Raw genomic sequence first — 24,911 nt, forward strand, 5'->3', positions numbered from 1 at the left:
ATGATAAGATTAAAAGAAAAGTATAACAAAGAGATTAAAACTACTTTAAGCAAGGAATTTAATTTCAAAAATCCTATGCTTATACCAAGCCTTGAAAAAATCGTCATTAGCGTTGGTGCTGGCGAGCTTGCAAAGGACACAAAGGTGCTTCAAAATGTAGCCGATACCATCTCACTCATCGCAGGACAAAAGGCTGTCATCACAAAGGCTAAAAAATCAGTGGCAAGTTTTAAGGTTAGAGAGGGCTTTCCTGTGGGCGTTATGGTAACGTTGCGAAAAAATAATATGTTTGTATTTTTGGATAAGCTAATCTCCATAGCACTTCCAAGGGTAAAGGATTTTAGAGGGCTAAGCCGTGAGGGCTTTGACGGCAGAGGAAATTATAATTTTGGACTCAACGAACAGCTAATGTTCCCAGAGGTAGAGTATGATAAAATTTTAAGGACACACGGAATGAATATCTCCATCATCACCACAGCAAATTCAGACAAAGAGGCACAAAGACTGCTCGAACTCATCGGCATTCCCTTCGCAAAAGGACGACAAAATGGCTAAGAAATCAATGATAGCAAAGGCAGCAAGAAAGGCTAAATTTAGTTCTCGTGCTTATACAAGATGTAAAATTTGCGGTCGCCCACATTCTGTTTATAGAGACTTTGGAATTTGCAGAGTGTGCCTACGAAAGATGGCAAATGAGGGTTTGATACCCGGGCTTAAAAAAGCAAGTTGGTAAGGATAAAAGATGATTAACGACATAATTTCAGATTCACTAACTCGCATAAGAAATGCGGGTATGAGGCGACTTGAAAGCACAAAGCTCTTACACTCAAAGGTTGTCGAAGCCTTGGTGCAAATCTTTGAGGCAAAGGGCTACATAGAAAGCTTTACTGTCATCGAAGAGGACAAGAAAAAATTCATAAGCGTGATTTTGCGTTATGATGAGCAAGGAAGAAGCGTTATAAACGAGCTTAAAAGGGTTTCAAAGCCCGGACGCAGGGTTTATAAGGGCAAGGATGAGATAAAAAGATTTAAAAATGGTTATGGCACTATAGTTGTCAGCACAAGCAAGGGTGTTTTGCCAAACGATGAAGCCTACAAGATGGGCGTGGGCGGCGAAATTTTATGCACGGTTTGGTAAAATTTACGGCATTTGATAGAAGTATCATAGACAAGTAAAAAGGATAAAAATATGTCTCGTATAGGCAAACAACCAGTAACTATCCCAAGTGGAGTAGAGGTGAAATTAGAAGGCAATTTGCTTAAATTTAAAAAGGGCAATCTCGCCAAAGAACTAGACACCAAAGGCGATGTAGGCATTGAGCTAAAAGATAATGCTTTGATTTTTTCTCCAAAGGGCGAGGACAGGCAAAGTAGAGCCTTTTGGGGAACTTATAGAGCCTTGGCAAATAATGTAGTAGTAGGGCTTACGCAAGGCTTTAGCAAGAGCCTTGAAATAAACGGAGTAGGCTACAAGGCAGCCTTAAAGGGCAAGGTTTTAGAGCTTACCCTTGGATTTTCTCACCCCATAAATTACCCCATACCTGAGGGCATAGAAATAGCCCTTGATAAGAATAATATCATAGTCAAGGGAAGCGACAAGCAAGTAGTAGGTCAAGTAGCAGCACAAATTCGTGAATTTAGACCCCCAGAGCCTTACAAGGGCAAGGGTGTGAAGTATAGCGATGAACGCATTATCCGCAAAGCGGGCAAGACTTCTAAGAAATAAGGGCATAAGATGAGAGCAAAGGTTTTAAAGAGAAAATTAGCTTTAAGAATCAAAAGAAAAAAGCGAATTAGGGCAAAGATTTTTGGCACACAAAATCTGCCTAGAATTTCTGTGTTTAAGTCAAACCGCACACTTTATGTGCAAGCCATTGATGATAGCAAGGCTCATACCATAGCTAGCATTGATGGCAAAAAGCTTGGCATAAGGGCAAACAAAGAGGGTGCAAAGAAGGTGGGGCTTGAATTTGCCAAGATTTTAAAGGATAAGAAACTTGAAAATGCGGTATTTGATAGAAATGGCTACTTGTATCACGGCGTTGTAGCCGAGCTAGCTAACTCTTTGCGTGAAAACGGCATAAAGCTATAAGGGAGCAAGAATGCAAAATTACAATAGAGAAGAATTTGAAGAAATCATTGTCGATATAGGCAGGGTTACCAAGGTCGTTAAGGGCGGACGGCGTTTTCGCTTCACAGCCCTTATGGTCGTGGGCAATAAAAAAGGGCTTGTGGGTATAGGTTACGGAAAGGCAAAGGAAGTGCCAGATGCCATTCGCAAGGGCGTTGATGATGCCTTTAAAAATATCATTGAGGTTAAAACCAAAGGCTCTACCATAGCTCACGATGTGGAGGTTAAGTTTAATTCTAGTAGAATCTTACTAAAACCTGCAAGTGAAGGAACAGGGGTTATAGCAGGGGGTTCAACTCGTCCTATAATGGAACTTGCAGGCATTAAGGACATACTCACAAAGTCTCTAGGCTCAAACAACTCAGCAAATGTCGTTCGTGCAACCATCAAGGCTTTAACTATGCTAAAGGATAGACGATGAATCTAACAAAAGCACCAAATTCAACCCATAAAACCAAAAGGATAGGACGAGGACAAGGTAGCGGTATGGGAAAAACCGCTACAAAGGGTGGCAAGGGACAAACCGCTCGCAAGGGCTATAACGAAAAAAGAGGCTTTGAGGGCGGACAGCAGCCACTGCAAAGAAGATTACCAAAGGTTGGCTTTAGCTCTAAAATCACAAAGCCCTATGCCATAAATGTAGAAAAGATAAGGGGCATTAAGGATTTAGCTGAAATCAGCTTTGAAAGCCTTAAAGACGTGCATAAATTTGCAAAATCAGTTACTAAGATAAAGCTCATAGGCAAAGGTGCAAAGGAACTTGCAAGCAAGATTAAAGATGAAAGAATAAGCACAAGCGGACAAGAAAATTCAAAAAATTCAGCCAAAGTCGCAACTAAAAAAAGCGAAAAAGTAGCAAAAGCTGAAAATTCAAGCCCAAATTCAGCAAAATCGGCTAAAAATTCAGCAGATGAAAAAGCAGCAAGTGTAAAGGCTGAAAAAGTGGGCGAAAAGCCTGTAAATTCAGCTAGTGAAAAAGCCGAAAATTCAGTGAAGCCTACAAGCTCAAAGGCTCAAAATTCAACAAAGGCTGAAAAAGTTTCGTCTAAAACTGCTTCAAAGGCTGAAAATTCAGCAAAGAATTCAGCCACAAAAGCAAGTGGCGAAAAAGCTAGTAAAAAGGCGACAAATTCAGCTCCAAAGACTGAAACAAAAAGCACCAAAAAAGAAAGTGAAGCTAAATGAATAAAGCCTTGATGAATAAAATCCTCATCACTCTAGCATTTTTATTTGCCTACCGCGTTCTAGCCTTTGTGCCTGTGCCAGGTGTAAATTCAGCGGTGATTGCGGATTTTTTCAACCAAAACTCAAACAACGCCTTAGGGCTTTTTAATATGTTTAGCGGAGGAGCAGCTGAGAGATTTTCCATAATCTCCCTTGGCGTTATGCCCTACATCACAGCAAGCATTATTATGGAGCTACTTGCGGCAACCTTTCCTAACATAGGCAAGATGAAAAAAGAGCGAGACGGTATGCAAAAATATATGCAAATCATCCGCTACGCCACCATTTTCATCACGCTTATTCAAAGCATAGGCGTTAGCATAGGCTTGCAGGGCTTACACTCTAGCACAGGTCAGGGTGCTATTATGATAGAAAATATGAATTTATTTGTCGCCCTTTCAGCCATCTCAATGCTTGCAGGAACTATGCTTTTAATGTGGCTTGGCGAGCAAATCACGCAGCGAGGCGTGGGTAATGGAATTTCACTCATCATCTTTGCAGGAATTGTAAGCGGAATTCCATCTGCCATCGGAGGAACTGTGGATTTAATCAACACAGGCGAGATGAATTTCCTAACGGCATTTGCGATTTTAGTCATCATATTGCTAACCATAGGTGCGATTATCTTTGTAGAGCTTGGAGAAAGACGCGTTCCCATTTCATACTCTCGCAAGGTTGTAATGCAAAATCAAAACAAACGCATTATGAACTACATCCCCATTAAGATAAATTTAAGCGGAGTAATCCCTCCCATCTTTGCAAGTGCTATCTTAATGTTTCCAGCTACCATCTTGCAAGCAAGCACGAACGAATATGTAAGGGTAATCAATGATTTTTTAAATCCTGAGGGCTATTTGTTTAATTTCTTAACCTTTTTGCTTGTGATTTTCTTTGCTTATTTTTACGCATCCATAGTCTTTAATCCCAAAGACATAGCCGAAAATCTCAAAAAGCAAGGTGGCTTTATACCGGGCATTCGTCCGGGGGAAGGCACTAGCAGCTATCTTAGCGAGGTAGCAAGCCGATTAACCCTATCAGGTTCTATTTACTTGGGGCTTGTGGCGACTTTGCCTTGGGTGCTTGTAAAGCTTATGGGCGTGCCTTTTTATTTTGGTGGCACCTCAGTTCTCATCGTGGTGCAAGTTGCCCTTGATACTATGCGTAAAATAGAAGCACAAATTTATATGAATAAGTATCAAACCCTAAGTGCTGTGGGGCTTTAAGCCTTAAATTTAAGGGCTATTTTAACGACTTTGGATTTTTGTCTTAAAACTCCGTCATTGCGAGCATAGCGAAGTATCCAAAATCGCATTTTACTCTAATTCAAGCCCGTTTCTCGCTTGTCTTTTGGCGATAAAGCACTTTTGCGGGGCTTGATAAACTAAGCTGTTTAATCCACGCCCCGCAAAAGCACTTTCTCATCCAAAATACTTCGCTTGTGGAAACGCTTTGATTTAAACATTTCTAGCGTAGAATTTTGCAAATTTTTTAACTAAATTCCGTTAAAATTTCTAGCTTTTTTTAAAATTCACGCTTTTGCGTGAATTTCCGTTTTCTGTTTTCCGTATTCCGTATTCCGCACGAAAAGCCCCCTCCCTTGCGGAGGGGGTTTGGGGGTGGGTAATTCACGCTTTTGCGTGAATTTTAGATAAATTTTCGTAGAAATTCACACTTTGTCGTCATTGCGAGATTTTGCGTTAGCAAATTCGTGGCAATCCATAGAAATTCAGACGAAAACCTTGAATTTCTTGTCATATTGAGCGAAGCGAAATATCCATAAATTCACGCTTTTGCGTGAATTTCCGTTTTCTGTTTTCCGTATTCCGTATTCCGCACGAAAAGCCCCTTCTCTTGCGAAGAGGTTTATGGGGGTTAGTATTTTGCATTAGCAAAAAGTAAAATTCAAAGCAAAAGCCTGAATTTTTAAGTTCTTTTACCACTTGCACTCGTAAATTACAACATAAACTCTGTATGCTATTGGTGGAGGCTCTTGGTTTTGTGCAAGTCCTTGTTGTTTTGCAATGCTTTTGCAATCTACCTCTTGCCTTTGTAGTTTGCATATAGCCGTTTCTTTTGTAGCATAGATTAAGCTTTTTTACCTTTTACAATAGATCTTAGATGTATTGCATTATTAAACAAATCGTTTCTAGCACTTGTTCTTAACAATTCCTTTGTCGCACCTATTTTGCCTATGGCATTATGCCTTCTTTTCCACCAACAATCATACAAGCATAAGGCTTACTAGGGGCGAAAGATATAGACCTTGCTTATCGCTTAGGGTGTTGCTTCCTAGCTGGTAGCTCATAGTTAAACTCGTAAGCTATAAAATTTACAAACACTACAGTTACTAATGCAATGTCTACTAAATTGTGTTTGGAAAACATAGTTTTTTACTTTGTAGTGAATTTTTATCAGCATAAACTAGGCGAAAACTTGAAAAATGTATGAAAATTGTGAATTTTTTGGCAAAAATCGCTGTGATTTTGAATTTTTGATAAAAATTTTCCATCATTGCAAGCCTTGCTAAATCAAGGTGTGGCAATCCATAGAAATGAAAATTTATGAAAGTTGTTGCCATTGCGAGCTTTGCGAATACAAAGCGTGGCAATCCATAAAAATAAAAACTTGTGAATTTTTAAGAAAAATTTGTGAATTTTACAAGAAATTAGCATGAATTTATAAAGTCTGGTGTGAATTGTATAAGCTAAAGACTGAGTAAACGATAGAAAGAAAGAGGGCAAAACGCCCTTGTTTCTTGCCACTTTGCTTTTAAAATACCCATACTAAAACTAAAGCGTCTTTGGATCTTTGATTAGTCTTTAAGCTAGTTATTTGAGCTTATAATCTGCAAAAAGTGCTTGCATTTTAATCCTATTAAACTTTGTTTTTTAAATTTATTTTGAAGTTCTAGCTTTATTTGTGTTTTATTTTTGTTTAAATTTAAGTTTTTTCCCTTTTTAAAGGAACTTAAATTCAGCATTTTGCAAAATTTTCATGGCAAAAAAAGCAAAATTCAACCACACAGTCATTGCGAGGAAGCGTAGCTAACAAAGCAATCCACAAAAACAAAGCGAATTTGCAAAAAATGGATTGCCACTAGCCTAAGGTCTCTTGCAATGACTACACAAGCAGCAACAAAAAAGGCAATAAAAATGTGGATAAAAAAGCTTACAAAATCAGCGACAAAAAAGCAAAGGCTCAAAATGCTTTAATGTGATACAAGAACATTTGAAAGTATAAAGAGTTAGATAAAAAACAAGTATATGATTCGTTTCCGAATTTTGCAGATATAATTTTGGGGAATTTTAAGGTATTTTTTACTTCGCCTTTCAATCCCCTCACTTTGCAAGCAGCCTTTGAATTAAAGACGAAAAAATCCCCGAAATTTGTAAAATTCTAGTATTTGCGTTAATAGAATTTTGCATAAAATTCGCATTTTAATTGCCAAAAAGTGCGAAAAATCTCTAAAATGAGCGGTTGAAGTTGATGAAAGTTACTTTTTGCAATGCTTGGCTCGTAACTGTGTAGTAGAAGGTGCAAGGCATGTTCGTGGTAAGCATGGATGTGAGCTGGTCGCACAAGATCTGTGTTTTTATTTCATGCTACTCGTCTTGTAACCGCAAGCAAAAGGTTTGCTAAAACGCAACGGCTGTGTCTATACACAGGTCGTCAAACATTGCTCTGCCAAAGAATTATTACCGGTTATAAAGGACTTTTCAGAGCTTAAAGAAAGTGAAATTTACAGCGATGGGCTAAAATCCTACTGTGCCTTGGTTGATTTTTTGTTTCGTTTTGTCTTGCAACCTTACAAGAAGGAGCAAGGGCACATTACAGAGTAAAACACACCAAATTCGAGTTTGCAAATGGGCGAAGCCATATCAACGAAATTGTGAATTTCTGGGGACCTTACAAAGGCTAGCTTAGGGGGTTTCACGGAAAGAGAATTTTTCTTTTTACACTTAAAGGAAACTGAATTTAGATCTAATGTCAAGGTTAAGAATGAAAATTTGTATAAAATTTTGTTAAAATGGCTTAGAAAAAATCCTAGGTCATTTTAGCTAAAAGTATCAAGTGCCTAAAATTAAGACAAAATCTCTATCAAGATTTATTAAAATTGATGAGAGAAAATCTTGTTAAGTTTAATTGAGCTACAATCATTATGCTATATTACAAGATTGATAAGTTCTCAGACTTTTAAATTCTTTTGTTATAATAGGCACAAAAAGCCAAAATCATCTTTAAGTGCTTTAGCGTACTTATTTTTTATTTAAAGTATGGTATTTTAACTTTTTTGTCGTTTAAAAAATTCACAGCTTTGTAAATTTTAATTTTTGTAAGCTTTATAGTTTGCATATGCCTTGTAAAACTGTGTTTAAAAAGCTTGTGTGTTTTAAAGCTTGTCTTGGAATTTGAGTGAATTTTTTGCACTTTTGAATTTAAAAAACTGGCTGTTGAAATGAGCTTTTGCTATGCTAAAAACTACAAGCAAAAAATAAAATTAGCACAAAGTAAGCAAGGGCTAAGTTAGCAAAAAAGGATAAAAATTGAGTTTAAGCTTAGATCTTGATCTAAATTCTATTTTAATGAATGAGGACTGGAAGGCTTTTTTAAAAGATGAGTTTAAAAAGCCCTATTTTGCAAGGATTAAGGAAAATTATGTCCTTGCTTTGAAAAACAAGGCTTTGATTTATCCACCTGCAAGACTAGTTTTTAACGCCTTTAATCTAAGCTCCTTAAACTCCATAAAAGTAGTGCTTTTAGGGCAGGATCCTTATCATAAGCCAGCCCAGGCCATGGGTCTAAGCTTTTCTGTGCCAAATGGAGTAGCTTTGCCACCAAGTTTGAGAAATATCTTTAAAGAACTGCATAGCGATTTAGGCATAAGTTTAAATTCAAGTGGAGATTTAAGCAAATGGGCAAGGCAGGGCGTTTTGCTTTTAAATTCAATACTAACAGTTGAGGCAAACAAGCCAGCCTCTCACTCAAACTTTGGTTGGCAGGACTTCACAGATGCTGTGATTTCAAAATTAAGCTGTGAAAAAGAGGGGCTGATCTTCTTGCTTTGGGGTAGGTTTGCAAAGACAAAAAAGACATTAATTGACACAAAGAAACATTTTTTGCTCGAAGCAGCTCACCCCTCGCCCCTTGCAAGAGGTGGCTTTTTGGGGTGTAGGCATTTTTCAAAGGCTAATGAGCTTTTACAAAAGCTTAACAAAGAGCCTATAGAGTGGGATCTAAGTAAGTAAATCTTTAAAGCTTCTAGCCACTGTGTTTGACGAAAAGATAGCCAAATCACCAAGGGCTATAGCCTCTCCTAGCTGATCAAGTAAGGATGAGAGCTCCTCTCTTTTGTCCTCTATATAGGCTAAAACGCCCTCATAACCTGTCCTTTCAAGCAAGAGCAAGGGGTTTTGTATCTCGTACTTAAAGCATTGCCCTGCAACTGTGGTGTTTAGCTTGGTATTAAAAAGCCCCTCGCCCATAAAGGAGCAATTTTCAATAATGCTAGAATTACTAGCATCTAGGCTTCTTTTTTCCTCTGCATCTTCAAGGCTTAAAGCAGATCTTGCTTCTATGTTTTGCTGTACCTTTTTTAAGGACAGATCAAGTAGCTGCAAGGCTGCTATGAAGTCGTTTGCATCATTTATCTGAGAGGAAAGTTCCTTTGCCTTGAATTTACTCTTGCCCTCTACCTCGCCTAGGTGTTTTTTTAAGATCTCAAGTTCGTTCATTTTAACTCCTTTTAGGATAAATAAGCAATTAGCGTTCCAAAGAAAAAAGCCAGCTAATAAGCTCATCTGCTAATAAATTCAAGCCCTCATCAAAGCCAGCAATGGCCAAATCTGGCTCAATGGCTTTAAGATGGATCTTATAGCTAAAATGCCTTGAATTTAAAAGGGTTTTGCCCTTGATTAAACTTGCACTCAATGCTATATAAACATAGACTTTATCACCCTCAAAGACCTGTTCGAAAGCATCAAGTCTGCTTTCAAGCACGAAATCTGCTACTACTTGGCTGTTATTATTAAGCACTGCCTTGAAAAGCTTGTTTTTTTCCAGCTTTGTTGTAAGCATTGTTGATACAAGATTTACAGGGGATTGTTTCCACATATGCTTAGTATAAGCACCAAGCTCATTGTCCTTAATATAAGAAATATCCTTGCTTTTTAAGTATAAGGGAGCTTGAATGGGTGCTATCTTAATGCTTTTTTGGCTAGGCTTTATGTTTTTAAGAATGACAGTTTCATTTGCCTTTATCAAATAGCTTGTGGGATTTAGCTGTGGGCTTGGAGCAAGGGAGCAAGCACAAAGACTTGTTAGGGCAAAAAAGATCAAGCTTTTTTTAAAATTTTCTTTTAAAGAGGCTTTGAATTTAAGCATTAGGCAAGATACAAAAAATATTGAATTTTTAGGCATTTTAGCTTTCAAGTTCATTCTCCTGGGGCAGCTTTGTTTTTAGAGCTTTTAAAAAGCAGATCAGATGGGCTTTGCTTTAGGGCTATAAGCATTTCATTCATATTTAAAAGTAGCTCTTCTAAGAGCTCTAAATTCGAGTTTAAATGAGCACTTAGTTGCGTCATATTTTCAGAAAAAGTATTTAAATTCACAAAGGCAGGGTTTAATCCCTTATCAAGATCCTTGGCAAGTTCATTAAAATTTTTTAAGAGCAAGGAAAAATTTGCAAGATTTTCATCATTAAATAAAATTCTTAGTCTCTCATCAGTAAAGGTCAAAAGTTCAAGCAAGACATTTCCCCCGCTTTCTAAGCTAGAAAATAAGCTTTCTTTCATCTTTATGGTAGGAATCTCATCTGCTTTTTCTCTTAAAGGCTGAGATAGTCTATCATCTTGGTGAAGTTCTATGTATTTTAATCCAGTGATTCCTTGTGAGGATAGTTTGGCGTAGGTACTATGGGTGATGGGGGTATTTTCTTTTACCTTAATCAAAATCCTAGCCTCCACCTCAGTACTTGTAACTATACTAGTATCCTCAACCGTTCCCACATCAACCCCAAGTAGCTTCACAGGGCTTTTTATGCTAAGTCCTGAGATGGATTCTTTGGTAAAAATTTGATAGTAAGCAAAGCTTTCTTTTTGATTAAGCGAGCTAAGCCAGACCATAAAAAACAAGCTTGCAAAAAAGATCCCAAAAACAAAAAGTCCAACATAAAGATAATTTGCCTTATTTTCCATCTTTATCCCATAAATTTATTGTATAACTGTATATCGCTTGTGAGTAATTCTTCTTTAGTTCCTATGAAGCCTACTTTTTTATCTTGCAGGATCAAAAATCTATCCAAGATGCTCTTCATACTGTCCTTATCGTGAGTTACTATAATCACCGTTAAGCCTAAGCCCTCTTTAAGATGCAAGATCAGCTCGTCAAATTCACGAGAGCTTTGCGGATCAAGCCCTGAGGTAGGCTCGTCCAAAAAAAGCAAGGAACTATCAAGTGCTATAGCCCTTGCAATGGCTACCCTTTTAACCATACCCCCGCTTAACTCACTAGGATACAGCCCCACAACCCTCTCATCAAGCCCTACCATCTTAATTTTCATCATTACAAGCTCTCTTATAAGCTTATCATTAAGGCTTGTGTATTCTTTAAGCAATAAGGCTATGTTTTCATACACTGTAAAAAAGCTAAATAAAGCACCAAATTGAAACACCACGCCCCAAGACTGTCTTAGTTTCAAAGCATCCTTGTGGCTTAGTTTTTTTAAATTTTTTCCTAAAATTTCATATTCACCGCTATTAAAATGCTCTAAGCCTAGCATCTGCTTTAAAAGCACAGATTTACCACTGCCTGAACCCCCTAAAATGCCAAAGATCTCGCCCTTTTCAACTGTAAAATTCACTCCATTATGAATTAACTTACCATCAAAACGAGTGATAATATCTTTTGCCCTAATCACTATCATAAATCAGCCCAGGTTAAAAATATAGAAAAGATAGCATCAAAGGCTATGACCCAAAAAATCGCATTTACCACGCTTTTAGTGGTGTAAATGCCTATGCTTTCTGTGGTGTGTTTTACCTCAAAGCCACGAAAGCAAGCCACAAGCCCTATTAGGATGCCAAAAACAGGGGCTTTTATTAGCCCTATGATAATGTGCTGCATCCCTACTTCTGCTTTGAAACGGTTTATAAACTCAAAGGCATTGACACCAAGGCTAAGATCAGCTACTATCATACCCCCAACAATGCTTACCAAATCAGCCACAGCTACGATCAAAGGCATGGCAACAGTTAAGGCCAAAACCCTTGGCAAAATGATAAATCTTGCAGAATCAAAGCCCATGGTATTCATAGCTGCTATTTCTTCTGTTAGCTTCATAACCCCAATTTGTGCTGTGTAAGAACTAGCACTTCGTCCTGCTATGACTATGGCTGCAATTAGTGGGGCGATTTCTCTTGTAGCTGAAATGCCTACTAAATCCACTATAAAAATATTTGCTCCAAACTGTGCTAATTGATAAGCTGCTTGATAAGCAAGCACCACGCCCACAAGCAAGGAGGTCAAAATGATAATAGGCATAGCCTTAATAGCACTTTGTTCTATATGGTATAAAAAAGCCTTAAAACGAAAGCTTTTTGGCTTAGAAAGGCAGATAAAAAAAGCCACAAAAACCATACCCATAAAGCTTATAAAGTCTATTAATGATAGACATAAAAGCCTTGTTTTTTTGCCAAGAAGGACAAAGAAATTATCCTTTTGTGGCCTTAGACTCTTGGTTTTTATCCTCGTGTAATTTTTCTCGCACAGCTCAAAAAGGCTTGAATTTGCTTCATTTAAACCCTCTCTTTGAATTTCAAAGCCTAAGTCTTTAAGATCTGATTCAAGGGATAAAAAAAAGCAAATTGCAGCAGTATCAAGCTCTGTAAGCCTTGAAAAATCAAAAAAAGCCTTTGAGCCCTTGTAGTTTAAATTAAGCTTTTTTTGCCATCTTGCCACCTCGTCCTTATCCCAGACCCCACTTATGATAAGTAGTAATTTCTCTTCTTCTTTGTGAATTTCAAGTGGCAATTTAGGCTCTTTTCAAGGATTTTTAGAGATCTTTATAAGAGCTTTACTTTTTAAAAAACACAAAAAACTATAAGCTTGAATTTTAAGAACTTTTTTAAGCTTAAAGCTTAAGGTCTTAGTAGATTTAAATTCAAGCTTGTTTGTAAATTTTTTAAGGATCATTTCACACCCTTAAAACAAATTCACATAAACTTTGCACAGTAAAGCCAAAATGTGCAAAAACATCCTTATCCTTGCCGCTTTCTCCAAAGCTATTTATGCTAAAGATGGCATCGCAAAATTTGTAAAGTTCTTTCGCGCTTGCTGCTTCTACGCCTATGACTTTTCCTTGTAAAATGCGTTTTTGATAGGCTTCATCTTGGACTTCAAAAAGCTCAAAGCAAGGCATTGAAATCACATTTACACTCTTTCCTTTTTGTTCTAAAAGCAAAGCTGTTTCAAGGCACAAACTCACCTCGCTTCCACTTGCAAGTAGGCTAAATTCAGCATTTTTGCTTTCTTTAATCAAATACGCCCCCCTTTCAACGCTTCCAAAAACAGCCTCTGGCAGGGCTTTTAATTTCTGCCTGCTTAAAACAAAGGCACAAGGCAAATTGCTTTTAAGTGCTATTTTCCAAGCCGCCACATTTTCAACCCCATCCGCTGGGCGAAAAGTAAGGAAATTTGGCATAGCACGAAGGGTGCTTAACTGCTCTATGGGCTGATGGGTTGGTCCATCCTCGCCAACCCCTATGCTATCGTGCGTAAAGATGAAAAAATGCCTTAGTTTCATAAGAGCAGCTAGCCTTGCAGCAGGCTTTAAATACTCGCTAAAAATCAAAAAGCTAGCAGAAAATGGCACAAAAAGCCCATATCTTGCAAAGGCATTATTTATAGCTGCCATTGCGTGTTCGCGTATGCCAAAGTGCAGATTTTTGCCCTCTATAAAATCGCCCATTTCTTTTAACTCTGTCTTATTTGAGGGGGCTAAATCCGCACTGCCTCCCAAAAAGCCCTCAATTTCAGCCGCAATGGCATTTAAAATCTCCCCATTGCTATCCCTTGTAGCTAGGTCCTTACCCTTGAAATCAGGGTATTTTATCTTGGCAAAATTTGGCTTTAAAAGGGCATTTAAAAGCTCTTTTTTATCCCAGTTTTCTAAATTTTTACGCCATTTTGCCTCGCTTAAATCCCCAAGCTCCACAGCACTTTCAAAGCGAAATTTCACATCCTTTTGAATTTCAAAGCTTGAATTTGAATCAAAGCCTAAGTTTGCTTTCATTTCTTTGATAACATCCTCGCCCAAAGGCGCTCCGTGGCTATGATGCGAGCCCTCAAGCCGTCCTGCACCCTTGGCTATTTTGGTGTGAGCTATGATTAGCGTTGGCTTTGTGGCTTTTTTTGCCTTTTTAAGTGCTGAATTTATAGCCTCATAATCGTGTCCGTTTATCTCCAAAACAAAAAATTTTTGAGCCTTAAATCTTTTTTTTATGTCCTCATTAAAGGCGATTTTGGTATCGCCCTCGATTGAGATTTCATTGCTATCATAGATTATGATGAGATTATCTAGCTTATGAAGTCCTGCAAGAGAGCAAGCCTCATAGCTAAGTCCTTCTTGCAAATCCCCATCCCCGCAAAGACAATACACCTTGTGATTTATGAGTTTTTCGCCAAGCATTAAGGCTGCCTTTTTTGCTGCCATAGCAAAGCCCACAGCATTTGCTACGCCTTGTCCAAGAGGACCTGTGGCTATTTCTACTCCGGGAGTTGTGATTTCAGGATGGCCTGGCGTTTTTGAATGAAGCTGCCTGAATTTTTTTAAATCCTCCAAGCTTAAATCATAGCCACTTAGATGCAAAAAGCTATAAAGAAGTGCTGAGGCGTGTCCTCCTGAAAAAACTAACCTGTCGCGATTTAGCCAAGAGGGATTTTTGGGATTATGGCTTAAATGAAGGCTTAAAACAGCCATTATATCAGCAAGTCCAAGGGCAGCACCCGGATGTCCGCTATTTGCCTTTTGCACCATATCAGCACTTAAAATTCGCAAGGTATTTGCCATTTTTGTCAGCATCTTGGTGTCATCTTTTTTCATCTTGTATCCTTAAATATATTTTTTGATAAGCTCTTTTAGCCAAGAAGCCAAATTCTCATCAATATCAAGGCTCTCGCATTCTTTAAGCAAGTTTTCTTTTGCCTTTATAGCCTCATTTAAGCCCAATAAATTCACAAAGGAATTCTTATGAGTGTCCTTATTTGTAGGCTTTCCTAGCTCTTTTTCGCTAGCTGTGGCATCTTTTATGTCATCATTTATTTGAAAGGCAAGTCCCATTTTTAGCCCAAATTCGTAGATTTTTTCTATTTCTTTGTCTGTAAGCTCACAAATTTCAGCCCCCATTTGAAGCGAGGCTGCTATTAGGCGGGCGGTTTTGTGGATGTGTAAGAATTTAAGCTGCGATAAATCAAGCCTCTTGCCCTCAAAAAAACAGTCAATAGCCTGTCCTATAATCATACCATTTATACCAGCATTAAAGGCTAGGGTTTTGATGAGTTTTATCCTCACAGAGTCGCTAAATTCAGCCTCGCTTAAAAGCAAAAAAGCCTCAGTGTTAAGGGCATCGCCTACCAAGATAGCCGTTGTTTCATCATAAGCCTTGTGCAAGGTAGCCTCGCCTCTTCTAAAATTAGCATTATCCATAGCGGGCAAATCATCGTGTATGAGGGAGTAGGTGTGTATAAACTCCACCGCCAAGGCTGCTTTCATAGCCTTTTGAGTGAGTTTGGGCTTTTTAAGCTTTACTACACCAAGCAAGAGCTGAGCCCTAAAATGCTTACCACCAGCTCTTAGCATTTTAGCCAAAGCCTCGTTAAAAAAGGGATGAAAGCTCTTTATCTTTGGTAAATTCGCAAGCAAAAAGCCCTCAAAGTCCTCTAAAACGCTCACTTACTAAGCCTTATGAAGAACTGAAAGGTTCCATCCCCCTTTGATCTTCCATCCGAGCTTACAGGCAAATTTTTTACAGATCTTTCTACAAGCACATTGAACTCATTCCCACTGGCTAGGGCACTTTGAGCGCTTTTCATATCTCTTATGATTTGATTGTTAATCCTTAAAATTTTATCCCCTACTTGAAAGCCAGCCTGAGCTGCCTTTGAATTTGGCTCTATCCTTGCGACATTTAAGGAACGGTTTAGGCTAAATCCTAAGGCACTTTTGTAAAGGCTTGAACTTGCAGGTTTTGCTTGAGCACTTGGAGCCTTGTTATCTGCTAACTTAAAGCCTGAGAGATCCTTGGCAAATACATTTGTGGTGATATTAAGATCTTGATTGTCCCTTAGAACTTGAAAATACATAGTAGAGCCTCTATCAGCAAATAAAATTTGCTCATTTAGCTTTCTTAAATCCTTTATGTTTAGCCCATCAACGCTTACTATCTCATCGTTGATTAAAAATTTACCGTTATTTCTAACAGTTTCTACATAAATTTTTTCATCCCTTAAAACAAAATCAACCCCTATATCCCCCCAATAAACATCATTATACTTCATAAAATGCTTTAAATAGCGGTTTCCAATGAAAGAACCATCCCCCAAGCTTATGCCAAGCATAGAGCAGCAGGTGGTATTAAGCTGACCTATTTTGGTGCTAAAATCAAGCTGATCGCGTTCGTTTATGTTTTGACCTAGGTATTTTAAGTGTCCTATGTAGGCTTGTTGAGGATCTATGATGCCAACCCAATCATTTCTTGTAAGGTTTTGCTCATCATAAGTAGGGGCTGGAAAGAGGCTAAAATCTGTTCTGACAAGATATAAATTCAAAAAAGGATCGTATTTGACATATTTGTTTAATTTTTGATTTGGGGTTTTCAAAACTGCAAGTAAATTTTCGCTTAAAACAAAGGCATTTAAGCCCTCATAAATCATAACACTTGCCTTATTTCTTTGAAAACAAGCAACAAAGTCTTCAAATTTAGGTCTTTCAACCCCATAAGCAAACACAGCACAAAGGACAAAAAGCAAGATCTTCTTCATAGCTTAAAGCCTCCTAAAATATCTCCTGCCATACTTTGCTTGTTTTGATTTACCATATTTAAGGCATCATTTATGGCTGAGATAAGAAGTATTTGCAAGGATTCTTTATCATCAAACAAGCTCTCATCAATGCTTAGATCAATGATCTCGCCCTTGCCATTTGCACTGACCTTAACTAAGCCTCCGCCACTTTTGGCACAAAATTCTTTTTTGGCAAGTTCGTTTTCAAATTCTTGAGCCCTTTCTTGCACATTTTTAAACAGCTCGCCCATCTTGGACAAATCCATATTTTCAAACATATTTTTCCTTAAAATGATATGCGAAATTTTACTATAAATTTGGCTAAATCTTAATTAATTTTAATGAAATTTACAAAGAATTCACTTCAAGCTTCTTGCTTTTAAATTTACAAGGAGCTTGTATGCTTTGGCGCTTAATGCTTTTAGCTGATACACTTAGACTTGGTAAAATCTATCTTAGTATATATTCTGCCCTACATTTAAAAACGAAAATTTTAGCAATTCTTGGAGTGTTTTGTGCTGATCTTTGTCTAAGCAAAATCGCCCTTTTTGCAAACTTTCTAGCCCTTGTGTAAATGCAACTGTGAAGCAGGCTTTTAACCCTTAATAGTCTAAAAAAACAGCAAAAGTTTCTTTATCAAATGAGTGCTTAGCTTGAAGTTGATGAGGGTTGTTTTTTGCAATGCTAAGCTCGTAGCTGTGAGTAGAAGGTGTAAAAAATGCGTAATAAATGTGGATGTAAGGCTGGTCGCAAAGGTTTTTTCGTGTTTTTAAAACTGTGTAGTAGAGGTTTGCTAAATTTAAACTTGCCAAATTTAAAGGCTCAAAGAAAATTTTTGTCCCTCACTTAAAGGAAGATGAAAAATTGAAGACAAAGTTCTAAGCAAATTTTTCTGAAATTGATAAGATAACATTCTGTTAAGCTTAATTGAGCCAAAAATTTTATCCTTCATTTAAAAGAAATAAAATTAGATATAATGCAAAAAATTGAGGACAAAATTCTAAGCAAAATTTATAAAATTGCTAAGATAAAATCCTATTAAAATATCCTAATTTAAATTCAAAAGCTCCCTCACCACTTCTTTATCGCTAAAAGGGTATTTCACGCCCTTTATTTCTTGGTAATCCTCATCCCCCTTTCCCAAAATCACCACTAAATCATCATCTACCCTCAGTTCTAATGCCATTTTAATGGCTTTTTTTCTATCAGGCTCGGTAATCACGGTTTCATCTTGGCTTATGCCCTCTAAAATTTCTGATATTATGGCATTTGGCTCTTCGCTGCGAGGATTATCACTTGTAATTACTAGCTTTTTAGCAAATTTTTTAGCAGCCCTTGCCATTAAAGGACGCTTACTTTTGTCCCTGTCGCCTCCGGCTCCAAAAACTACTATTAAGCCTTTATGCGAAAGCGTTTCAAGCACCTTTTCTATGCCATCAGGGGTGTGTGCAAAATCCACTATGACATTTTTAGCCACCTCCTCAACACGCCCACTTACTCCCTTAAAGCTACTCACAGCAACTTGCAAGGGCTTAAATTCAGGGCAAACAAGCTCATTTACACAAGCAAGAGCAGCTAAGAGATTATAAAGATTAAAAAGTCCCACAAGGGGCGAATTTATGGTGATTTTCTCCCCCTTAAATTCACACAAAGCCCTTATGCCTTCCCTTAAATCATATTCTAAGACCTTATAATCAGCCTTGTTTTTTACGCTGTAAGTGCGTGAATTTGTAGCATTATAAGCGATTTTTTCAGCATCAGCATTTATGAATTTCAAAGCATTATCTAAAAAAAAACCTTCTTTTGCCTCTTTGTAAGCAGCAAAGCTTTTGTGAAAATCCAAGTGATCCTGCGTTAAATTCGTGTAGATTTTCGCCACAAATTCAAGGCTTTCAATGCGTTTTTGAACGAGTGCGTGCGAGCTTACCTCCATCACAAAAAACTCGCACTTTTTAGCACTTGCCTTGGCTAAAAATTCAAGGCTTTGCAAGATGGGTGCTGTGGTAAGTGCCTTACTAGCGATACTTTCAGCACCTATGAAAGCCCCACGAGTGCCACACAAAGCCGTTTTGTGTCCAAGCTCGTTTAAAATATGAGCTATGAGTGCGGCTGTGGTTGTCTTGCCATTTGTGCCTGTAAGCCCTATGATTTTAATGCCCTCATCAATGCCTAAAAGCCTTTTACACTCGCTTAAAGTGATGATTTTAGCACCCCTTTGTGCTGCATCCTCCTTGAATTTAGCGTTTTGATGGCATTGAAGCCAAAGACAGTTTCTTTCGCATTCTGTGGAATTATCCGTTATGAAGGTGTTTGAGAAGGGGATCTTCACTGTTTCATCCTTGTTTTAAAGCATTGAATTTTTTAAAATAACACAGTTTTATAAATTAAGAAGTTTTAAGCAAGTTTCTAAAAGCCTCTTAGCTTAGCTTGTAATCTCATAAAATGCTCATCTCCTGCAAAATGCCCGGCTACATTTTCAAGATAATTTAGCATCAAGTCCTTGTAGCCATTGTCTAAGAGCTTTTCTAAGAAGTCTAAAAAATCGCTTTTGTTGTTGATTATAAGCTTGTTGGCAAAGATGATGTTTTCAAAGCTTTTTTTAAAGCCAAGTTCCTTTTCGCTTTCTAAAAAATCCCTATAATTAAGAGCCTCATCCTCAAAATCTTGCTGAAAGGATCTCTTTTTTTCGCTTAGTTCTAAGATCTTTTCAAACTCATCATTTATGCTTCTTGCCTTGCAATTTTTCATATAAAACTCAAAAAGCAAACCAGCCTCATCTGGTGAGTTTATGGCAAAATCGCAAAGTTCTATGAGATTTAGCAAATTCTTGTGTGCTTTTTTTTCATAAGCAAGGCTTAGATAAAGCTTGGCCTTTTCAAAGTCCTTTTTGCGAAAATAATTTAGGGCTATTTTTTTATAATCTTGCGAACTCATTAGCACCGCCAACCAAATTCACAAGGCTAATCTCAGGGTGAATGTCTATTTTAAGCTGCTTTTCAAGGGCGTATTTAAGTGTGGTATTACTTGCCGCACAGCCCTGACAAGCTCCTATTAAATGCACAAAAACAACCCCATTTTTAACGCCCAAAAACTCCAAGCCCCCACCGTCTCGCTCCAAAATGTAAAGCTGTTTGTTTAAAACAGAACGAACAGGCTCTACCAAGTCCTCATCGCTAAAAGGCATCATCTTAAATCCTTGAATTTTTAATCTTATTTTAACAAGTTCTTTTTAAAAAAGGGTAAAATTGTATATTTTTTATCCTTATTTTGGCTCTGTTGTGAAATTAAGTTCATTTTAAATTTTAACTCTTTGTCAAAAAAATGTTGATTTGTAATTCTTAGCCTACTAGCGAAGAATCCATTAAATTCAAGGTGTTTCTTCATAAATTCGTGGATTTTTGGCTTAGCTTGTAATGACAAGAATATGATTGTCATAAGGCGTAGCCAAAATATCTCTTTGAATTTTGAGGTGTTTAACTAGCTTAGTATGACAAGAACTTTGTCATTCTAAGCGAAGCGATCAAGCAGCTTGCAAGGCGTAGCCCAAGCAAAAAATCTCTTTTTGAATTACGAGCTACTTCATTCGTGCTACACAGCCTCTTAGTATGACAAAGGGTGTCATTTTGAGTATCTTGTTGAGATACTTCGCTTAGTATGACAAATATGCTATTTTATCTAAAATCAATAGTTTTTTAAAACAAAGCCTGAATTTTAAATTCAAGCACATTTAAAGCAAAGTTAAAACCCCAAATTAAAACTCTTTGTCTTAAAAGCTTGAATTTAAATGTTTGGATAGTATTTAAATGCTTGTTGATAAACATTTGTTACAAAAATTCTCACTTAACTTAAAGTAAGTCATCTTAAAATGCTTTAAGCTTAAATCTTAGCTAGCCTTTCAAAAAAGCTTGATGTTGCTTCATTATCATTCGTCTTTGTAAGAGTTAGCATTAGCAAAACACGGGCTTTTTGAGGATTTAAATGATGAGCTGAGATAAAGCCTAGCTTTTTATCATCGCCACTAAGAACCACACAGCCAGCCCTTACACGCGAGCTAACCACTACCTTCAAGCCCTTTTTAAGCAAGGCTTTGAGCGTTTTTTTTTGAAAGCTATGAATGCTTCCAGCCCCGCTTCCTGCAATTACCAAGCCCTTTGTGCCGCTTTTAAACAAGGCTTTTGCAGCAACGGCTAAGCCGTCATTGCTGTAAGTGTATAAAATATCAACCCTTGGCAGTTTTTTTAGCCTTGAAAGATTAAATTCAGCCTTTTTCGTTAAGCCTTTAAATTCAAGCATTTCAAGTAGCACAGAGCTTGAAGGATTAAATTCAAAGTCTTTTTCAAGAGTGCTTTGAGACTGTGTAAATTTAGCTTTTTTATTAAATAAGTTAGAATCTAAGTGCTTAAATTTATTTAAATCAACGAAGTTTGCATCCTTTAAATTTTTAAAATTGGCACTTTGAAACTGTGTAAATTCATCCTCTTTTGCTTGAATTTTAGCCTTTGCCTCGCTTACAATCACCTTATTTGCCACATTTTCATCAAGTTCTCTAAAAATCACCTCTCCATCTTTAACATAGCCGCACTCAAAGCCCTCAAAGGCATTTATGTTTTGAGTGTGAATTTTTTGCACACTTTTACCCACAAAGATAGTGCCGTTCATAGTTACAAAAACGCCTTTTATGCTTTGCGAATTAGCCAAAAGCAAGGCATTGTAAAGATTTTTTGCCCCCTCATACTCAATGCTTGTAGCAGGTCTCATCGCCCCTGTTAAGATGATTGGCAGCTTGTTTTCAAGCACAAGGCTTAGAAAAAAGGCAGTTTCCTCCATAGTGTCTGTGCCGTGGGTGATGACTATGCCACGAGCCTTTGAGGCTAGTTTTTTGCACCGCCTTGCTAGTTTTAGCCAGATTTTATCGCTCATATCGCAGCTGTCTATGTTTGCTATTTGTTCTGTGTGAATTTGTGTGAATTTTTCGCTTAAACTAACATTTAAATCAGCCTCAAGCCTTGCTAAAAGCTCATTTATGCCTAAAATTCCAGCCTTATATCCTCCGCTATCATCACCAAGCCCTGCAACTGTGCCTCCTGTGGCTAAGAGTGCTATCATTTTGCCTCCCAAATTTTGTCCTAAATTGTAGCATTATTTTGCTATACTTTTAAAATGAATGAGAAATTAAGGCTTTTATGCGAGCAAATTTTTGGCACAAAGAGGCTTGAAATTTGGCAGCTTTTGTGCGACAGGGCTGATGAGAATGGCTTTGTTTTGATAAAGATTGAAGAGCTTATGCAAGAATGCTCTGTCTCAAAGCCAACAGCCATAAATGCCTTGAAATTCTTGCAAGAAAAAAAGATCTTAAAAAAGCTTAAAAACGGCTTTTACGAGCTAAAATTAGGACAAAAAAATGAGGCTTAAAAATCCCTTGGATATGCACTTGCATTTGCGAGATAAAGATATGTTACAAGTTGTAGCACCCTTATCGGCAAAGCATTTTAAAGCAGGCGTCATAATGCCAAATTTAATCCCCCCCATTACAAGCAAAGAAGCCTTACTGTCTTATAAAGAGCGAATTTTAAGGGCTTGTGAAGACTTTTCAAAAAACGACAGTGTGGTTAAAAATTTGGCAAAAAGCAAGGGTGCAGGCAAAAATTTGACAAAGAGCGAGAGTGTTCTTAAAAATTCACAAAAAAACGAGAGTGAAGCCCGAAATTCACAAAAAAACGAGAATATAACTATAAATTCAGCACAAACAAAAAATGCCATTAAAAATTCACAAAAAGGCGAGAGTTTAACTCAAAATTCTATAAAAAGAGCTAACACAAGCAAAAATTCATACCAAAGCCAAAAAGGCATTGATAACCACAATTTCACCCCCCTAATGACTCTTTTTTATCAAAACTACGACAAAGCATTTTTAGAAAGCATAAGAGAGGAGCTTTTTGCCATAAAGCTTTATCCAGCAGGAATTACCACAAATTCAAGCGGTGGAGTAAGGGACTTTGATTTAAAACACTTAAAGCCAACGCTTGAAGCTATGAGTGAGCTTGAAATCCCACTGCTTGTGCACGGAGAAACAAATGATTTCGTGCTTGACAGAGAAGCAAATTTTGCCAAAATTTACGAAAAGCTTGCCACTTCTTTTCCAAAACTTCGTATAGTGATGGAGCATATCACCACGAAAGCCTTGTGCGAGCTTTTAAAAAAGCACGAAAACCTCTATGCTACCATAACCTTGCATCATTTAATGCTGACCTTAGACGATGTGATGGGGGATAAATTAAGACCTCATCTTTTTTGCAAGCCCATAGCAAAGAGGGCTGAGGACAGAGAGGCTCTGTGCGAGCTAGCATTTTCGGGATTTGAAAGGGTGATGTTTGGCTCTGATTCAGCGCCTCATCCAAGAAACGAGAAAGAATGCTACGGCTGTGCGGCTGGGGTATTTTCAGCCCCTGTGGCTATAAGCTTGTTAGCACAGCTTTTTGAGGAAAACTCAAATGAAAAAAATCTGCAAAGATTCATAAGCGACAATGCTATAAAGGCTCACAAACTTGAATTTGACAAAGAAAAAATCATAAAACTAGTTAAAAAAGAATGGACAGTGCCTCAAAACTACGGCGAGGTGGTGCCATTTTTTGCTGAAAAAACACTGAAATGGCAGGTTGAAACTTAAATTGTCATAAATTTTCATACCATTTTACAAAGATAATTTCACTTTCTCACAAGCAAAAACCCTTTAAAATTTAGAACTTTTTAGCGATAATGTAAGCTTGAATTTAGCAAAGACTAAAACAACAAAGATGATAAAAGATTAACAGTTTCTTAAAATGAACTTGAATTTAAGAACTTGAAATCCTTGAAGTTAAGTTTATTTTACAAACAAGCTGAAATTATAAAATGTGTTTAAAATTCAAGGTGGGCATAAATTGTAAGCATTTTAAAGGTGAGATTTTGGTTTTAAACTTAGCTGAGTTTTAGCTTGGGACTGAATTTTAAAGGACTAAATTCAAGCAAAGTTTAAATTTCAAGCTCATTTACGCTTTACATTATAGATTAAAAGATAATTAAACTTGTCAAGTCTAAATGTAGCCTCATTAAAATTTAAAGGCTTTTTTAAATTCAAGATCTAAATTTTTATATGAATTTTCAAAGGCTAAATTCAAGCAAAGTTTGAATTTAAGCCCAAAAGCCTCTTTTAAATTCAAGGTCTGAATGTTTAAAATGTTTAAAGCCTTGAAAAAATTCAAAGCTTTAAAACTTAAAGCAATTTAAACAAACAAGTAACACTTCTGCTCTAAGTTTAGCCTAAGCATATAAAATTTAAGGCTTTAAGCTTTAAAAATTCAAGCACTCCCACTAGGCAAATCAAAAAGCCCCAGTTAAAGACTAAGTGGTTTAAATTCAATAAACAAAGAAAATCAAGCTAACTCAAACATTGCAAAAGCTTCAAGCGAAGCTTGAAATTGAATTAGCCAAATTCAAGCTAGGCTCAAAAACCCTCCACTTCAAGCCCCTTAATTCAACTCAGCTTCAAAAACCCAAAGCCACAAAAAAGGCTTAAATTTAAAGCCTCACACAACAAAATCTTAAATTTAAAGCCATTCAAAAAACCTCAAGCCAGTTTCAACAAAGCCTCAAATTCAAAGTCTATCAATAGCCTTGAAACTCCCACAAAAGCCTCTCAAAAGCTCAAAAGCCTTAAATTTAAGGTCTCTCCCACAAAACAGTTTCAAAGCCTTGCAAAACAGCCTCAAAGCCTCTCAAATAGCCTTAAATTCAAGGCTCCCCACAAAAAATCCTTAAATTCAAAGCCCACACAAAGTCCCAAACAAGCCTTTAAAATTTCTTCTTCTTAACATCATCATAGATATTCTTAGCTATGGAGCTAACGCTATCTGAGATTAAAGAGGAATCATTTGCAATTCTAACATTATCTTGCGTGCTTGTTTCTATGGCTGCTACTGCGTCGTTTATTTGAGTGATTCCAGCGGTTTGTTCTTTGATGCTCTCAGCCATATCGTTTATGCTTTGAACGAGCAAGTTGGTGTTTGCTTCTATCTCACTTAAAGACTTTTGAGTGCGCTCAGCTAGCTTTCTAACCTCATCAGCTACCACAGCAAAGCCGCGTCCATGCTCACCTGCCCTTGCTGCTTCAATAGCTGCATTTAAAGCAAGTAGGTTGATTTGATCAGCTATGTCGCCAATTATGCCTGTTACATTTTTTATCTCCTCACTTTGAGCTATTACCTCTGTGGTTTTGGTGGAGACATTTTGCATTGAGGAGGTGATTTCCTCAAGGGCTGCTGCTGTTTCTTCAAGTGAATGAGCTTGAGAATTTGAGCTTTCTGTTAATGCCTTTACAGCCTCGCTTAATCTCGTGCTTTCACTATTTAGCGCATCAGCAAACTCAGCCGAGGTTTTAAGCATGGTTACTATCTCATCGCCTAGGGTATTTGTAGTAGTTTCTACGCTTCCCTTGGCATCTTGGATCTTTGTGGTAAAATCA

The 24,911-nt window shown here is 37.4% G+C and carries 31 protein-coding genes and 1 pseudogene; 15 read left to right on the plus strand and 17 right to left on the minus strand.

The features are described from left to right. From rplE to secY, 8 genes are read left to right on the plus strand one after another with little or no spacing between them, the layout of a single operon-like run. Complete coding sequence (rplE, locus tag DMC01_RS01360) at nucleotides 1-555, plus strand: 50S ribosomal protein L5 (RefSeq protein ID WP_142692508.1); 555 nt, start codon at nucleotides 1-3, stop codon at nucleotides 553-555. Beyond that, entirely contained in the window at nucleotides 548-733 is a 186-nt protein-coding gene (locus tag DMC01_RS01365) for a type Z 30S ribosomal protein S14 (RefSeq protein ID WP_142692509.1), read from the plus strand. The genes rplE and DMC01_RS01365 overlap by 8 nt, the downstream gene beginning before the upstream one ends. Nucleotides 734-742: 9 nt before the next feature. Further along, on the plus strand, nucleotides 743-1,138 hold the full coding sequence (rpsH, locus tag DMC01_RS01370; RefSeq protein ID WP_142692510.1) for a 30S ribosomal protein S8: 396 nt from the start codon (nucleotides 743-745) through the stop codon (nucleotides 1,136-1,138). A 51-nt stretch (nucleotides 1,139-1,189) separates the two neighbouring features. Next, on the plus strand, nucleotides 1,190-1,726 hold the full coding sequence (gene rplF, locus DMC01_RS01375) for a 50S ribosomal protein L6 (protein WP_142692511.1): 537 nt from the start codon (nucleotides 1,190-1,192) through the stop codon (nucleotides 1,724-1,726). 9 nt (nucleotides 1,727-1,735) lie between these two features. Next, a complete protein-coding gene (gene rplR / locus DMC01_RS01380) occupies nucleotides 1,736-2,092 on the plus strand; it encodes a 50S ribosomal protein L18 (RefSeq protein WP_142692512.1) in 357 nt (118 codons plus the stop codon). A 10-nt stretch (nucleotides 2,093-2,102) separates the two neighbouring features. Continuing rightward, nucleotides 2,103-2,552, plus strand: coding sequence for a 30S ribosomal protein S5 (gene rpsE / locus DMC01_RS01385; protein ID WP_142692513.1), 450 nt, complete (start codon nucleotides 2,103-2,105; stop codon nucleotides 2,550-2,552). Continuing rightward, nucleotides 2,549-3,316, plus strand: coding sequence for a 50S ribosomal protein L15 (gene rplO / locus DMC01_RS15710; protein ID WP_282432218.1), 768 nt, complete (start codon nucleotides 2,549-2,551; stop codon nucleotides 3,314-3,316). The genes rpsE and rplO overlap by 4 nt, the downstream gene beginning before the upstream one ends. Further along, nucleotides 3,313-4,578 (plus strand): preprotein translocase subunit SecY, encoded by a 1,266-nt coding sequence (secY, locus tag DMC01_RS01395; RefSeq protein WP_142692514.1) that lies wholly within the window; start codon nucleotides 3,313-3,315, stop codon nucleotides 4,576-4,578. Before rplO ends, secY begins: the two co-directional genes overlap by 4 nt. Nucleotides 4,579-5,106: 528 nt before the next feature. Here the strand turns inward: secY and DMC01_RS01400 are convergent. Then, nucleotides 5,107-5,415, minus strand: coding sequence for a hypothetical protein (locus DMC01_RS01400; protein ID WP_142692515.1), 309 nt, complete (start codon nucleotides 5,413-5,415; stop codon nucleotides 5,107-5,109). A 302-nt stretch (nucleotides 5,416-5,717) separates the two neighbouring features. Further along, the gene (locus DMC01_RS01405) at nucleotides 5,718-5,933 is read right to left on the minus strand and encodes a hypothetical protein (protein ID WP_142692516.1); all 216 of its coding nucleotides are present in this window, start codon (nucleotides 5,931-5,933) and stop codon (nucleotides 5,718-5,720) included. A 1,054-nt stretch (nucleotides 5,934-6,987) separates the two neighbouring features. Here DMC01_RS01405 and DMC01_RS01410 point away from each other — a divergent pair. Both DMC01_RS01410 and ung read left to right on the plus strand, forming a co-directional pair. Beyond that, nucleotides 6,988-7,194: a hypothetical protein gene (locus DMC01_RS01410; protein ID WP_142692517.1), complete on the plus strand. Its 207-nt coding sequence runs from the start codon at nucleotides 6,988-6,990 to the stop codon at nucleotides 7,192-7,194. Between the two features lie 744 nt (nucleotides 7,195-7,938). Beyond that, complete coding sequence (ung, locus tag DMC01_RS01415; protein WP_142692533.1) at nucleotides 7,939-8,601, plus strand: uracil-DNA glycosylase; 663 nt, start codon at nucleotides 7,939-7,941, stop codon at nucleotides 8,599-8,601. Here ung and DMC01_RS01420 read toward each other — a convergent pair. From DMC01_RS01420 to DMC01_RS01460, 9 genes are all read right to left on the minus strand, one after another. Beyond that, nucleotides 8,590-9,087 carry a flagellar FLiS export co-chaperone gene (locus tag DMC01_RS01420; protein WP_142692518.1) on the minus strand — a complete coding sequence of 166 codons (498 nt, stop codon included), beginning with the start codon at nucleotides 9,085-9,087 and terminating at the stop codon, nucleotides 8,590-8,592. The two genes, ung and DMC01_RS01420, sit on opposite strands and share 12 nt — an antisense overlap. A 28-nt stretch (nucleotides 9,088-9,115) precedes the next feature. Then, nucleotides 9,116-9,790 carry an ABC-type transport auxiliary lipoprotein family protein gene (locus DMC01_RS01425; protein ID WP_142692519.1) on the minus strand — a complete coding sequence of 225 codons (675 nt, stop codon included), beginning with the start codon at nucleotides 9,788-9,790 and terminating at the stop codon, nucleotides 9,116-9,118. After that, complete coding sequence (locus DMC01_RS01430) at nucleotides 9,787-10,548, minus strand: MlaD family protein (protein ID WP_142692520.1); 762 nt, start codon at nucleotides 10,546-10,548, stop codon at nucleotides 9,787-9,789. Before DMC01_RS01430 ends, DMC01_RS01425 begins: the two co-directional genes overlap by 4 nt. 2 nt (nucleotides 10,549-10,550) lie before the next feature. Continuing rightward, nucleotides 10,551-11,273, minus strand: coding sequence for an ABC transporter ATP-binding protein (locus DMC01_RS01435; protein ID WP_142692534.1), 723 nt, complete (start codon nucleotides 11,271-11,273; stop codon nucleotides 10,551-10,553). Beyond that, nucleotides 11,273-12,382, minus strand: a complete 1,110-nt coding sequence (locus DMC01_RS01440) for an ABC transporter permease (protein WP_246058931.1) — start codon at nucleotides 12,380-12,382, stop codon at nucleotides 11,273-11,275. The genes DMC01_RS01435 and DMC01_RS01440 overlap by 1 nt, the downstream gene beginning before the upstream one ends. A 163-nt stretch (nucleotides 12,383-12,545) precedes the next feature. Then, on the minus strand, nucleotides 12,546-14,453 hold the full coding sequence (tkt, locus tag DMC01_RS01445; RefSeq protein WP_142692521.1) for a transketolase: 1,908 nt from the start codon (nucleotides 14,451-14,453) through the stop codon (nucleotides 12,546-12,548). Nucleotides 14,454-14,462: 9 nt separating this feature from the next. Then, the gene (locus tag DMC01_RS01450) at nucleotides 14,463-15,302 is read right to left on the minus strand and encodes a polyprenyl synthetase family protein (protein WP_142692522.1); all 840 of its coding nucleotides are present in this window, start codon (nucleotides 15,300-15,302) and stop codon (nucleotides 14,463-14,465) included. After that, nucleotides 15,299-16,390, minus strand: coding sequence for a DUF7488 domain-containing protein (locus tag DMC01_RS01455; protein WP_142692523.1), 1,092 nt, complete (start codon nucleotides 16,388-16,390; stop codon nucleotides 15,299-15,301). Before DMC01_RS01455 ends, DMC01_RS01450 begins: the two co-directional genes overlap by 4 nt. Next, the gene (locus DMC01_RS01460) at nucleotides 16,387-16,689 is read right to left on the minus strand and encodes a YbaB/EbfC family nucleoid-associated protein (RefSeq protein WP_142692524.1); all 303 of its coding nucleotides are present in this window, start codon (nucleotides 16,687-16,689) and stop codon (nucleotides 16,387-16,389) included. The genes DMC01_RS01455 and DMC01_RS01460 overlap by 4 nt, the downstream gene beginning before the upstream one ends. 122 nt (nucleotides 16,690-16,811) lie before the next feature. Between DMC01_RS01460 and DMC01_RS13050 the strand changes: the two genes are divergently transcribed. Both DMC01_RS13050 and DMC01_RS15715 read left to right on the plus strand, forming a co-directional pair. Then, complete coding sequence (locus DMC01_RS13050; RefSeq protein ID WP_185908583.1) at nucleotides 16,812-16,985, plus strand: hypothetical protein; 174 nt, start codon at nucleotides 16,812-16,814, stop codon at nucleotides 16,983-16,985. 144 nt (nucleotides 16,986-17,129) lie between these two features. After that, nucleotides 17,130-17,261, plus strand: a complete 132-nt coding sequence (locus tag DMC01_RS15715; RefSeq protein ID WP_282432219.1) for a hypothetical protein — start codon at nucleotides 17,130-17,132, stop codon at nucleotides 17,259-17,261. A 198-nt stretch (nucleotides 17,262-17,459) separates the two neighbouring features. On the opposite strand, the gene DMC01_RS01465 is transcribed toward DMC01_RS15715, so the two are convergent. The 4 genes from DMC01_RS01465 to DMC01_RS16350 form a co-directional block, all read right to left on the minus strand. Beyond that, nucleotides 17,460-18,740, minus strand: coding sequence for a UDP-N-acetylmuramoyl-L-alanyl-D-glutamate--2,6-diaminopimelate ligase (locus tag DMC01_RS01465; RefSeq protein WP_142692525.1), 1,281 nt, complete (start codon nucleotides 18,738-18,740; stop codon nucleotides 17,460-17,462). A gap of 77 nt (nucleotides 18,741-18,817) precedes the next feature. After that, entirely contained in the window at nucleotides 18,818-19,345 is a 528-nt protein-coding gene (locus tag DMC01_RS01470) for a histidine kinase (protein WP_142692526.1), read from the minus strand. Further along, nucleotides 19,326-19,598 carry a NifU family protein gene (locus tag DMC01_RS01475; protein WP_142692527.1) on the minus strand — a complete coding sequence of 91 codons (273 nt, stop codon included), beginning with the start codon at nucleotides 19,596-19,598 and terminating at the stop codon, nucleotides 19,326-19,328. The genes DMC01_RS01470 and DMC01_RS01475 overlap by 20 nt, the downstream gene beginning before the upstream one ends. 689 nt (nucleotides 19,599-20,287) lie before the next feature. Continuing rightward, on the minus strand, nucleotides 20,288-21,517 hold the full coding sequence (locus DMC01_RS16350) for an asparaginase (RefSeq protein WP_142692528.1): 1,230 nt from the start codon (nucleotides 21,515-21,517) through the stop codon (nucleotides 20,288-20,290). 54 nt (nucleotides 21,518-21,571) lie between these two features. Between DMC01_RS16350 and DMC01_RS01485 the strand changes: the two genes are divergently transcribed. From DMC01_RS01485 to DMC01_RS01490, 3 genes and pseudogenes are all read left to right on the plus strand, one after another. After that, complete coding sequence (locus tag DMC01_RS01485) at nucleotides 21,572-21,823, plus strand: replication/maintenance protein RepL (RefSeq protein WP_142692529.1); 252 nt, start codon at nucleotides 21,572-21,574, stop codon at nucleotides 21,821-21,823. Beyond that, a pseudogene (locus DMC01_RS14415) lies at nucleotides 21,813-21,995 on the plus strand (dihydroorotase); the annotation flags it as partial. The gene DMC01_RS01485 and the pseudogene DMC01_RS14415, both read left to right, overlap by 11 nt. Before the next feature lie 21 nt (nucleotides 21,996-22,016). Continuing rightward, nucleotides 22,017-23,078: an amidohydrolase family protein gene (locus tag DMC01_RS01490; RefSeq protein WP_427846086.1), complete on the plus strand. Its 1,062-nt coding sequence runs from the start codon at nucleotides 22,017-22,019 to the stop codon at nucleotides 23,076-23,078. 421 nt (nucleotides 23,079-23,499) lie between these two features. On the opposite strand, the gene DMC01_RS13060 is transcribed toward DMC01_RS01490, so the two are convergent. Together DMC01_RS13060 and DMC01_RS01495 are read right to left on the minus strand one after the other, a co-directional pair. Continuing rightward, the gene (locus DMC01_RS13060; protein ID WP_185908584.1) at nucleotides 23,500-23,652 is read right to left on the minus strand and encodes a hypothetical protein; all 153 of its coding nucleotides are present in this window, start codon (nucleotides 23,650-23,652) and stop codon (nucleotides 23,500-23,502) included. Nucleotides 23,653-24,241: 589 nt separating this feature from the next. Continuing rightward, the coding region (locus DMC01_RS01495; protein ID WP_246058933.1) for a methyl-accepting chemotaxis protein at nucleotides 24,242-24,911 on the minus strand (670 nt) is incomplete at its 5' end.

This window comes from Campylobacter troglodytis (assembly GCF_006864425.1).
Classification (GTDB): domain Bacteria; phylum Campylobacterota; class Campylobacteria; order Campylobacterales; family Campylobacteraceae; genus Campylobacter_D; species Campylobacter_D troglodytis.